At 49.6% G+C, this 12,068-nt stretch carries 11 protein-coding genes; all 11 read right to left on the reverse strand.

Annotation, left to right across the window (positions count from 1 at the left end; translation table 11 throughout):
* Positions 1-47 precede the first annotated feature (47 nt).
* The 11 genes from ACXADP_RS11650 to pyrR all read right to left on the reverse strand — a co-directional run bounded on the left by ACXADP_RS11650 (position 48) and on the right by pyrR (position 12,058).
* Positions 48-314, reverse strand: a complete 267-nt coding sequence (locus ACXADP_RS11650; RefSeq protein WP_242520185.1) for a hypothetical protein — start codon at positions 312-314, stop codon at positions 48-50.
* A gap of 70 nt (positions 315-384) precedes the next feature.
* On the reverse strand, positions 385-1,014 hold the full coding sequence (gene pyrE, locus ACXADP_RS11655; RefSeq protein ID WP_474968442.1) for an orotate phosphoribosyltransferase: 630 nt from the start codon (positions 1,012-1,014) through the stop codon (positions 385-387).
* The gene (gene pyrF / locus ACXADP_RS11660; protein WP_474971498.1) at positions 989-1,711 is read right to left on the reverse strand and encodes an orotidine-5'-phosphate decarboxylase; all 723 of its coding nucleotides are present in this window, start codon (positions 1,709-1,711) and stop codon (positions 989-991) included. Before pyrF ends, pyrE begins: the two co-directional genes overlap by 26 nt.
* Entirely contained in the window at positions 1,677-2,609 is a 933-nt protein-coding gene (locus ACXADP_RS11665; RefSeq protein ID WP_474971499.1) for a dihydroorotate dehydrogenase, read from the reverse strand. The genes pyrF and ACXADP_RS11665 overlap by 35 nt, the downstream gene beginning before the upstream one ends.
* Positions 2,606-3,367, reverse strand: a complete 762-nt coding sequence (locus ACXADP_RS11670; protein ID WP_474968439.1) for a dihydroorotate dehydrogenase electron transfer subunit — start codon at positions 3,365-3,367, stop codon at positions 2,606-2,608. The genes ACXADP_RS11665 and ACXADP_RS11670 overlap by 4 nt, the downstream gene beginning before the upstream one ends.
* The gene (gene carB / locus ACXADP_RS11675) at positions 3,364-6,564 is read right to left on the reverse strand and encodes a carbamoyl-phosphate synthase large subunit (protein ID WP_474971500.1); all 3,201 of its coding nucleotides are present in this window, start codon (positions 6,562-6,564) and stop codon (positions 3,364-3,366) included. The genes ACXADP_RS11670 and carB overlap by 4 nt, the downstream gene beginning before the upstream one ends.
* Entirely contained in the window at positions 6,543-7,652 is a 1,110-nt protein-coding gene (locus tag ACXADP_RS11680; protein WP_474968437.1) for a carbamoyl phosphate synthase small subunit, read from the reverse strand. Before ACXADP_RS11680 ends, carB begins: the two co-directional genes overlap by 22 nt.
* Positions 7,633-8,931: a dihydroorotase gene (locus ACXADP_RS11685; protein ID WP_474971501.1), complete on the reverse strand. Its 1,299-nt coding sequence runs from the start codon at positions 8,929-8,931 to the stop codon at positions 7,633-7,635. Before ACXADP_RS11685 ends, ACXADP_RS11680 begins: the two co-directional genes overlap by 20 nt.
* Entirely contained in the window at positions 8,932-9,828 is an 897-nt protein-coding gene (locus ACXADP_RS11690; RefSeq protein ID WP_474971502.1) for an aspartate carbamoyltransferase catalytic subunit, read from the reverse strand.
* A 156-nt stretch (positions 9,829-9,984) separates the two neighbouring features.
* Positions 9,985-11,373 (reverse strand): solute carrier family 23 protein, encoded by a 1,389-nt coding sequence (locus ACXADP_RS11695; RefSeq protein WP_474971503.1) that lies wholly within the window; start codon positions 11,371-11,373, stop codon positions 9,985-9,987.
* A 142-nt stretch (positions 11,374-11,515) separates the two neighbouring features.
* Entirely contained in the window at positions 11,516-12,058 is a 543-nt protein-coding gene (gene pyrR, locus ACXADP_RS11700; RefSeq protein ID WP_474971504.1) for a bifunctional pyr operon transcriptional regulator/uracil phosphoribosyltransferase PyrR, read from the reverse strand.
* Positions 12,059-12,068: the final 10 nt, after the last annotated feature.

A 12,068-nucleotide genomic window follows, 5' to 3' on the forward strand; every position in this document is an offset into this window, starting at 1 on the left:
TCCATCAAAAGCCCCGGACGAAAAAAGCTGCGATCGGCATCGCAGCTTCAAGTTAAAAAATAAGCAAAAACGGCAATCGAGGCCACATAAGAAAAAACCGCCTGGGCCCAGTATCTTTTCGCTTCCTTTTTCAACATGTACATATTCCATAATATAAATATCGTCAGCGACCCTGCCAGACTGAGCAGGGGTTCCCATGACAGCATGGATTCCATAAAGGAAAAAGCGACCCACGTGTATAAATAAACGAAGCAGGTTAATAGTCCGAGGGAGGCATTCATGAGAATAAAAAAGGAATGTTTGTTAGATTTCATCGTCATCACCAATACGTTGTGTTGTATTAATGGTACAAGGACAAGATGAAAATAGCAACTCTTCCCTCATTTAAGAATTTGTAAAAACGTAAGGGTCTTCCCTCCACACTCTCAGTTTCTCCAGCTGAAGGTCATCCAGTTCTTCCTGTTGGTACAGCTCATCCAGTAGATCATCATAGCTGGCAATCGATTGAACATGGTACTCCTTTTCCTTAAACGCCTGCTTCGCTTCCGCCAGGCCGTAGGTGAAAATGGATAAAATCCCTGCCACTTCCACCCCCGCTTCCCGCAGGGCATCTGCAGCTTGTATGGAAGACTTCCCAGTGGAAATCAAATCCTCAATGACGACTACACGGCTGCCTTTGGTAACCACTCCTTCAATCTGATTTCTGCGCCCGTGTTTTTTGGCGGTCCCGCGCACATACACCATCGGAAGATTGAGACGATCGGCTGCCCATGCTGCATGCGGAATACCGGCTGTGGCGCATCCGGCTATTCCATCCACCTCTCCCGGCAGTTTCCGGATCATGTCCACAAACGCCTCTGTAACAGACGAACGCACGGAGGGATAAGACATCGTCAAACGGTTGTCACAATAAATCGGGGATTGGATGCCCGAGGTCCATGTGAAGTAATCCTCCTCGTACATTTTGACAGCACCAATATCCAGCAGTTTATGAATCAACTGATTTTTTTCCATGCAGAAATTCCCCCTTGATGGTTTGATATGTATCCTCAGGTTCACCGCTGTTCCGGATAGGTCTGCCAACGACGATGGCATCACTTCCCTCCATAGCGGCTTTTGCAGGAGTGGCTGTCCGTTTTTGATCGTGCACGTGCCCTCCCGGGAGCCTGATCCCCGGGGTCAACGTAAGAAGCCCTGATTCTTTTTTGATCAAGGATGCTTCATGAACAGAACACACGACTCCATCCGCCCCATGTTCTTCCGCTAAGAGGCTGTAATGAAGGACCATGTCTTTCGTTGATCCTTCTACCTTCCATTCCCTGCTCAATGACCATTCGTCCATGGAAGTAAGGACGGTGACGGCAAACAAAAGAGGGGGCCCTCCATCTGCGCCTTCGTTCAACCCCTTCCGGGCAGCTCCAATCATTTGGCTGCCGCCGGACGCATGAATCGTAACGATATCTACACCGAGACCGGCAAGGTTTTTCATCGCCCGGCGGACGGTTTCCGGTATATCATGAAGCTTTAAATCCAGGAAAACTGCGTGGTTCCGTCTTTTCAGTTCGGCAATGAACGGGGCGCCTTCTTTATAAAAAAGCTCCATGCCTACTTTAACTGGAACACCTTCCAGATGATGTTCCATCAAAAAATCAAACGCTTCGCGGCCTGAGGGGAAATCAAGGGCGAAGTAGACCGGCTTCAACTCTTTCACGATGCGCACCTCCTACAGCTTCTTCTACAGATTGAAATCCATAATGGTGTAACGTCTCCGGCAGTTGTTCCACGAGTTCGCTGCATATGAGTGGGTTTTTAAAGTTCGCACTGCCTACAGCCACCGCGCTCGCTCCTGCCAACAGGTACTCGACAATATCGGCTGCCGTTTCAATCCCTCCCATTCCGATAATGGGGATACCGACTTCGGGATAAACTTGATGGATCATCCGGATACTGACAGGCTTCAGGGCAGCTCCGGACAATCCTCCGGTCCCGTTCGATAAAACAGGTTTCCGCGAGGATGGATCGATGCGCATAGCGGTCAGCGTATTGATCATAGACAGGCCGGAGGCTCCTCCCCTTTCAGCCGCTTTGGCCATGACGACGATGTCGCTTACATTCGGCGACAACTTCACATATACCGGAACACGGCTTACTTGAACGACTCTGCGTGTAACATCCTCCGCAAGCACTGGATCCATTCCGAACTGAACGCCGCCCTCCTTGACATTCGGACAGGAGATATTCAGTTCGAGAGCATCAACATGAACAGAGATTTTTTCTGCTACTTCCACATATTCCTCTACCGTACTGCCGGCGACATTTGCTATGATCGGTACCTGCTGGGCCTTTAGAAATGGGATTTCATCCTGAATGATCGACTCGACCCCTGGATTTTGAAGACCAATGGCATTGAGCATCCCTCCCGTTGATTCTGCTACCCGCGGAGTTGGATTGCCATATCTCTTTTCACCGGTGGCAGCCTTCATGATGACAGCCCCGAGTTCAGCGAGCGGGTAAAAGCGGGCATATTCACGACCAAAACCAAAGCATCCGGAAGCCGGCATAATCGGATTTTTCAAAGATAGGCCGGGCAGTTGAATCATCGTATTCATGAAAGCACAACCTCCTTATGGTGAAAGACCGGACCGTCACAGCAGATTCGCTTGTAGCCTTTTTCATCATGGGAAGGCACTACACAGGCAAAACAAGCGCCGATCCCGCATCCCATCCGTTCCTCCATGGAAATATATCCTTCTGTATCACCGAGCTGGTTGACCACTGCTTTCAGCATGGGCGTAGGTCCGCACGTATAATAGCGGTCAAACGAACCAGACATTCCGGCAATCCCGTCTGTTACAAACCCTTTATTTCCGGAGGTTCCGTCATCTGTCATAATGTGGACTTTCCCATATTGTTGAAATTCAGTCTTCAAAAAAGCGTGACGGATGGATTGAAATCCGAGAATAATAGTAAGGTCCGCTCCTTTTTCATACAACTCACGTGCCAGCCGGTATAAAGGGGGAACACCGATGCCTCCCCCTGTCAGAAGGACACTCTCTCCAGGCAGAGCTTTTACAGGAAAACCTCTGCCTCCGGGACCAAGCACATCAAGAGAATCACCTATCTGATAGGCTGTAAGAGCTTTTGTTCCTTTTCCAATCACTTTGTACAACAGGGTGATTGTTTCCTCATCTATATTGTAATCCGAGATGGATACCGGCCTACGTAAATATTCGTCCGCACTTGTCCGAATGTGAACAAATTGTCCAGGCTGCTTGATGTCATGCACCATACGCCCGCAAAGAATTAATTGGTACGTATCTTCGGCAACCAGCGTATGATCCACAACCGTCAGATCTTCTCTGATCACTGCCCCACCCCTTCCATCGGAGTAATGGCTCTTGCCGAGAAAGACATGGCGTTAATGACTTCAACGATAGCCGTTGCCGTATCAAGGCTCGTCAGACAAGCAATGCCGTTTTCCACAGCTTCCCGGCGGATTCTGAACCCGTCAGACCTTGCACGCATCCCTTTGTTCAACGTATTGATGACAAATTGAACTTCACCGTTCTGAATAAGGTCCAGCACATCCCTCTCTGCCGAACCAACTTTACCGACCGCTTCTACAGGAAGACCTTCCTGGGCAATTACGGTTGACGTGCCTTCTGTGGCAAACAAACGGAAACCGAGTTCATCAAAGGTCCCGGCGATGCGCACCATTTCTTCCTTATCCTTATCAGCAACCGTTAAGAGGACAGATCCTTGGACGGGTATTTTTAATCCAGAGGATATCATGCCTTTGTATAAGGCTTTCTCCAGCGTTTCATCATACCCGATGACTTCCCCTGTCGATTTCATTTCAGGTCCAAGCGTCGTATCGACACTTCTTAATTTTTCAAAGGAGAACACCGGCACTTTCACATAGACCCCTTTCGGCTTGCGGGCCGTTCCCGTGCTGTAGCCATGGTCGGTCAATTTCCCCCCCATCAGCACTTTCGTTGCCAGCCCGGCCATCGGAACACCGGTTATTTTGCTGAGAAAAGGAACGGTCCGGCTCGCTCTGGGATTAACTTCCAACACATAAGCGGTCCCATCTGAAATGACGAACTGGATATTGACGAGACCCTTCATCTTCAATTCTTTTGCGATATCAGCTGTGATGTCCAGACACTGCTTTTCAAGCGCAGGAGTCAACCGCCGGGGTGGGTAGACAGCCATGGAGTCACCTGAGTGGACACCGGCACGTTCAATATGTTCCATAACACCGGGTACGAACACATCCTCACCGTCTGTAATGGCATCTACTTCCACTTCCATCCCTGTCATATACTTATCGATCAAAATGGGGTGGCCGTTATGAACAAAAGCATTGGCATCCAGATAGGAAGCCAGTTCTTCACGCGAATACACGATGGCCATTGCTCTACCACCGAGGACATAGGATGGGCGGACGACAATGGGATAACCGATTTTCTCAGCTGCGGCTGCAGCTTCTGCTTCACCAGCCACACTTTCTCCTCCCGGTTTCGGTACATTCAGACGGTTGAGCAGCTTTTCAAACAAGTCGCGGTCTTCTGTTTCATGGATGGCTTCCATCGTTGTTCCAAGGATCGGGATGCCATGCCGGCTCAGCCCTTCTACTAGATTTATCGCTGTCTGTCCACCGAATTGAACGATTACGCCTTCAGGATTTTCAAGGTCGGTGACATTGAGAACATCTTCAAGGGTCAAAGGTTCGAAGTACAATTTATCGGAGACACTGAAGTCAGTGGAAACCGTCTCCGGATTGTTGTTCATAATAATCGCTTCATAGCCCATATCTTTCAACGCAAGCACCGAGTGCACCGTAGCATAATCAAACTCGACCCCCTGACCAATTCGAATCGGGCCGGATCCAATGACGAGCACTTTTTTCCTTGATGAGGGAAGGGATTCATTTTCCTCTTCATAGCTGCTGTAAAAGTACGGCGTTTCGGATGCGAATTCCCCTGCGCACGTATCTACCATTTTATAGACTGGTTCAATATTCATACTCTTCCGCTTCTGTCGGACTTCATCGACCGAGACTCCTGCTGCACGGGAAATCTGCTGGTCGGACATCCCCAGCTGTTTCACTTTCCTTAGGAGAGAAGCAGACACTCCCTCTGTTTCAAGCTGCTGTTCCAGAAGGATGATCTGCTCCAATTTATAAAGGAAAAACTCATCAATCGCTGTTTTTTCGTGAAGTTCCTCTATAGAAAAGCCCCGCCGGAAAGCTTCGGCAATTAAGAAAATCCGTTCGTCGTCCGCTTTCACAATCCGTTCGTTCAATTCCTCTGCGGTTAAACGGGACGCGTGGGCCAGACGCAGTTCTTCCGTCCCCCCTTCAAGCGAGCGGATGCCTTTCAACAAGGACTCTTCCCAAGTCCTGCCGATGCTCATCACTTCGCCTGTCGCTTTCATCTGTGTGCCCAGAACGCGGTTTCCCTTGGCGAATTTATCGAACGGCCAACGGGGAATTTTGGATACGACATAATCCAGCGCAGGTTCAAAGCAGGCATATGTGGTTCCTGTAATCGGATTTTGAATCTCATCCAGCGTCATCCCTACTGCAATTTTCGCAGCAATTTTTGCGATAGGGTAACCCGTCGCTTTTGAAGCAAGCGCGGAGGAACGGCTGACTCTTGGATTCACTTCAATCACATAGTACTGGAAGCTGCCGGGATCGAGAGCCAGCTGCACGTTGCAGCCTCCCTCAATCTTCAAAGCTTCGATAATTTCCAAAGACACGTTTCGAAGCATCTGATATTCTCTGTCACTAAGTGTTTGAGATGGGGCGGTTACAATGGAATCACCCGTGTGTATTCCGACTGGATCAAAGTTTTCCATGTTACAGACGACAATTTTATTTTCGGCACGGTCCCGCATCACTTCGTATTCAATTTCCTTGAATCCGGCGATGTTTTTCTCGACGAGACATTGGGAGACGGGGCTTAGTGACAGTCCGCTTCTCACCGTTTCCCTCAGCTGCTCTTCATGATCACAAATCCCTCCACCGGCTCCGCCCATCGTATAAGCTGGACGGACGATGACTGGATAGCCGATACGATCGGCAAAACGTAACGCTTGATCCACTGTACTGACGATATCACTTTCCGGAACAGGGTGCTCCAATTCGTGCATGAGGGAGCGGAACTTCTCCCGGTCCTCCGCGCGCTGGATCGCTTCCAACGGTGTACCGAGCAGCTCCACCTGGTAGTGATCGAGAATGCCTGAGTCATGAAGTTCGACGGCCATGTTCAGACCTGTCTGGCCTCCCAGTGTCGGAAGCACGGCATCCGGCTGCTCCTTACGGATAATCTTTTTCATAAATTCAAGAGTCAAAGGTTCCATATAGACCTGATCCGCAAACGTATGATCCGTCATGATCGTAGCTGGATTGGAATTTGCCAGAATGACCTCATACCCTTCCTCTTTCAAAGACTGACAGGCCTGGGTGCCGGAATAATCAAATTCAGCCGCCTGACCGATGACGATGGGACCGGATCCGATGACGAGGATTTTATTTATATCTGTACGTTTAGGCATTGAGGTTCCTCCTTTGTACGCTTGTTCGTCTGTTCGATGTTTTCAAGAAAGTGGTCAAACAACCACGCTGTATCTTCTGGTCCCGGTGAGCTTTCGGGGTGATACTGCACACTAAAAACGGGCTGTGTGCGATGCTTCAGCCCTTCAACTGTCTCATCGTTCAGAGATACTTGTGTTGCCATCAATTCCGTATCTTCAAGAGATTCCAACGCTACGGTGTACCCATGGTTCTGTGAGGTAATGAAAGTTCGATTCGTTTCAAGATCTTTCACAGGCTGATTGGACCCACGATGTCCGAACTTCATTTTCATCGTATCGGCGCCACCTGCAAGAGCAATCAGCTGGTGGCCGAGACAGATGCCGAAAACCGGAACACGCCCGATGAGGTTCCGTACGGTTTCCACAGCCTCCGGGACATTTTTCGGATCTCCCGGGCCATTGGAGAGCATAACGCCGTCCGGTTTCAGCCTTAAGATCTCCTCATGACTGGTATGGTACGGGACAACTGTGACGTGACAGCTGCGCTTGGCAAAATCCCTTAAAATACCATGCTTCATTCCAAAGTCCATCAAAACAATCCTTTTCCCTCGGCCGGGTACAACGTACGGTTTCACAGTGGATACGTGCTGCACCTGGTTGTTGTAAGAAGGTGAATCCTCCAGCATTTTCATAACTTCTGAGGGGGATCGCTCACTGGAGGCAATCATCGCTTTCATCGTACCGTAACGGCGGATGATCTTGGTCAGTTTTCTCGTATCTACTCCGCTTATCCCGGGAATGTTCCTTGCCTCAAGGTAAGCATCCAGGGTTTCCTCACTGCGGAAGTTTGAAGGCCTTGCACAGTGCTCCTTCACAACAACTCCGAACACAGCGGGGTGAACCGTTTCAAAATCGTCACGGTTGATGCCGTAGTTTCCGATCAACGGGTACGTAAAAGTCACAATCTGACCGCAGTAGGAAGGATCGGACAGGACCTCTTGATAACCTGTCATTCCTGTGTTGAAAACAATTTCGCCGATCGATTCCCTTTCGCTTCCAAAACCTTCTCCTTTGAATACTGTTCCATCTTCAAGTACGAGCTGCTTCATGTGTACTCTCCTCCCACGCAAGATTTCCGTTGACTACGGTTAACACCGGCCAGCCTTTCAGTGTCCAGCCATTGAATGGCGTGTTTTTTCCTTTCGAAAGGAATGTTTCCCGCACCACATCCCTTTCACTGGTTAAATCAATCATAGTAAAATCTGCAGGAGCACCAGGGGCAAGCGTACCGTAAGGCAGATGGAAAACGGCTGCCGGCTTTACTGTCATCCAATCCACCAGTTCCTTCAAAGTGCAGAATCCTTCTTCAACGAGGTGTGTATATAGTAGAGGGAAAGCCGTTTCCAATCCTGTAATCCCAAAGGGGGCGTCTAAAAAGCCCTGCTGCTTTTCCTCTTCTGTATGTGGAGCATGGTCTGTAGCGATAAAGTCGATCGTGCCATCTTTTAAACCTTCAAGAAGGGCTTGTTGGTCCTCTCTGCTGCGAAGCGGTGGATTCATTTTATAAAACCCATGATCCTCGATGATGTCGTCTTCCTTCAGGACAAGATGGTGGGGAGTCACTTCAGCCGTTACATGGATCCCCGCTTTTTTTGCGTTGCGGATGATACGTACGGATTCTTTGGTGGAAACATGACAAATGTGATAGTGACAGCCGGTTTGTTCAGCGAGCAGGACATCTCTGGCAATCTGAACAGATTCCGCCGTTGACATGATGCCCGGCAGCGAAAGACGCTGACTCACATCCCCTTCATGACACACCCCTTTATGTACAAGAGAATTGTCCTCACAATGAGCGACTACAGCTTTATCGGCCGTTGAGGCAGCTTTCATGGCTTCCAGCATCATTCCCGCATCCTGAATTCCCACCCCATCATCAGTGAAGGCGAAGGCGCCTTTGTCTGCCAGTGTTTTCATATCCACAAGTTCCCGGCCGACCTGGCGGGTTGTGATGGAAGCATAAGGCAGGACACGGATATGGGCCGTCTCTTTTATTCGCTGCTGGAGCTCATCCAGGGTCTGCCCATCATCAGGGACAGGGGTGGTATTCGGCATGGCGCAGATGGTCGTAAATCCACCTTTCGCTGCTGCCTGTGTCCCAGTTTCAATCGTCTCCTTCGCTTCTCCACCTGGTTCGCGCAGATGGACATGTACATCAACAAAGCCGGGACTGATGAAAAGACCTTCCGCATCCCATACACGGTCGACAACCGTTTGGTTAAGGTTCTGCCCTATTTCCTGGATCCTCCCATTTTCCATCACCATTTCTGTGGATTCCATCTTTCCATCGCTTTGCAGCATACGAGCATTGATTACTTTTACCTTCATTTACAGTTCCCCCTTCATTAACGAATCCATAACAGCCATCCTAACAGCAACTCCATTGCTCATCTGCCTGAAAATTCTTGACTTACCACTCTCTACAAGATCACGATCGATTTCAACTCCGCGATTGACAGGAGCTGGATGAAGGATGATGCTGTGCGCATCCATTCTCGCTTCCCTTTCTTTCGTCAATCCGTACTGCTCAAGGTACGTGGCCGTGTCTTCTCGATGGATATGCCGCTCATGCTGGATTCTCAGGAGCATCAGTACATCACAGTTTGTGACAGCTTCATCCATAGAAATGTAATGATCCGCTATGGCTGCGTCCTGCCATTCGGGTTTACTGACAAAATAAACCTCCGCTCCAAGGCGGGAAAGCGCGGCAGCATTCGACCTGGCTACCCGGCTGTGTTTAATATCACCAGCGATACAGATGCGCAGCCCTTTGAAACTATGAAACTGTTCATAAATGGTATACAAGTCCAGGAGACTCTGTGTGGGATGCTCGCCACAACCATCTCCTCCGTTGATCAGAGTAAGATTCAAATGTGAAGCACAATGCTGAAGCAGACCCGTCTGTGACTGACGGACGACTGCCAGTTCGACTCCAAGGGATTCGAGTGTTTTCAACGTGTCATAGAGACTTTCCCCCTTCGTCAGGCTGGACTCCCGCCCCTCCAGATCGATGAGCTCAAACCCTGATTTTCGCTGAGCAATCTGGAAGCTTACTTTGGTCCGTGTGCTTGGTTCTAAAAAAAGGTTGGCAGCAAACCTGCCATGGTAAGAGGGACGATCCCCGGGCTTATTCAGACGCTCCGCCCTCTCGATAAGCTGGAATATCTGCGCCGGGCTCAGTTCCTTCATAGATAATAGATGTTGTAATGGCTGGACTACAGGCATATCCTTCACTCCGATCTTCTTGATTTTTGACCGGTATACAAAGAAAAAGGCACCCCCGGTGTACGGGGGTGCCTCACTCGCTGCGCAGGCAGACGAGCCATTCCCTGGTACACCTTTCCGGGCCTCACGGGACCCGATTAAAACGTGTGTTCTTGGTTATGCCACTTCATGCTGTTCTTTTTTCTCTTCCACTTCAGGTTCTTCAAACATTTTTCCATTGCCATAGCCTTTTTCTTTTCCTGGCAGCACTTGATGAAGGAAGACGCCGATCACTGCTGACAGAGCCATCCCGGCGATCTGAACCTCCTCGGTGACCTGTACGAAGGCGCCTCCTACGCCGAGAACAAGGATGATGGATGCTATTATCAGGTTGCGTTTTTCTCCAAAATCAATTTGATTATCAATCAGCATGCGTAGTCCACTGGAAGCGATAATTCCGAACAGAAGAATGGAAACCCCTCCCATAACGGCCGACGGGACAGACCCGATCACAGCCGTGACCATTCCGATAAAACCGAAGATGACTGCGATGACTGCTGCCCCTCCGATAACGAAAACGCTGTAGACTCTTGTGATGGCAAGCACGCCGATGTTTTCCCCATACGTTGTATTCGGAGGCCCGCCCAGACAGGATGCGATCATAGTGGCCGCTCCATCGCCGAGAATCGATTTATCAAGCCCCGGATTTTTCAAAAAGTTCCGCCCTACCACTTTGGAAAGAACCATTTGGTCCCCTGTATGTTCAGTAATCGTAACAAGGGCAAAAGGCACCATCAGGAGGGCAATTTCCCAGCTGATCACTTCCCATGGGCTGAAGTCGACAAAGGGAACGATGAAGTCAGGAACTTGGAAGAACGCTCCGAGAAAGCCTGTCAAAGAATCTGCTGAAGTGAGTGCCTGCCATTCTGCTTGAATCGCCGTTGTATCCACAATACCCTGGAATAAGGCAAAGATGTATCCGCCGACAATACCGAACAAGATGGGCAGCAGGGAGAAGAACCCCCTGAAAAAGATGGATGCGATGACTGTTAACCCTAAGGTGACCAGAGCTGTCGTCAAGTGTACACTGCTGTATACATTCTCTTCCTGTCCAGGCAGGTACATGGCCATATCGACCGCTGTGGAAGCCAGCCCAAGACCAATGACGATGATGACCGGGCCTACGACAATCGGCGGCAGCAGATTCATCAGCCATTTCGTTCCAAAAACAGTGATGAAGAGAGCGACCGCCCCGTATACAAGGCCTGTCAGAAAGCTTCCGACCATGGCCCCGGCTGCTCCGCTCGTCTTCGATACTTCAATAATGGGATAAATAAAAGCAAAGCTTGAACCAAGATAGGCCGGTACCTTTCCTCTTGTGATTAACAGATAGGCGAGAGTTCCAAATCCACTGGATACTAAAGCGACGGCTGGGGAAAGTCCTGTCAGAAAGGGGACAAGGATGGTAGCGCCGAACATCGCAAACAAGTGCTGCAGGCTTAAAGTCAGCCACTTCCCGGCTGCCGGAACTTCATGAATGTCTAATGCTGGTTGATGTTTTTCCATTTGTTCATTCCTCCTCTGCCCGTAAAAAAAGCCTCCCTACGCTTAAAAGGCGTAAAGAGGCACACGTGTAGCTGCTACACGAAAGGTCCATACGATTCCTTTTAAGCCTCACGGGACTTTTTTAAAGGGCGTGTTCATTCAGTTATCTTTCGAAAATTTTCACTTCGTCTTTCTCGTCCGTTTCCGCAAGCGTTACGGTGATGACTTCCTCAAGGGAAGTCGGCACATTCTTACCGACATAATCCGCACGGATAGGGAGTTCCCTGTGTCCCCGGTCAACGAGAACAGCAAGCTGGATTTCCTTCGGTCTACCGTGATCCATCAGTGCATCCATTGCGGCACGCACCGTTCGTCCTGTATACAGCACATCGTCGACGAGAATCACTTTCTTTCCATCAATATCCGTTTCAATATTGGTTTCTTTTAATTCCGGTTCGGACGTCTGTTTCTCAGGGGTGAGATCATCCCGGTATAACGTGATGTCCAGTTCTCCCCCCGGCAGTTCCCGGCCTTCAATTTCGGCTATTTTATTTCTTATCCTCCCGGCAATGGGAACACCGCGTGTTTTTATCCCGACAAGAACAAGATCTTCAATCCCTTTATTCTTCTCAATGATTTCATGGGAGATTCTGGTGAGTGCCCGCCGGATGGCTGCATCGTCCAGAACCGTAGCTTTCGGATTCATGGGCAAGCTC

It is taken from the genome of Halobacillus sp. AWH4_228 (assembly GCF_056158365.1).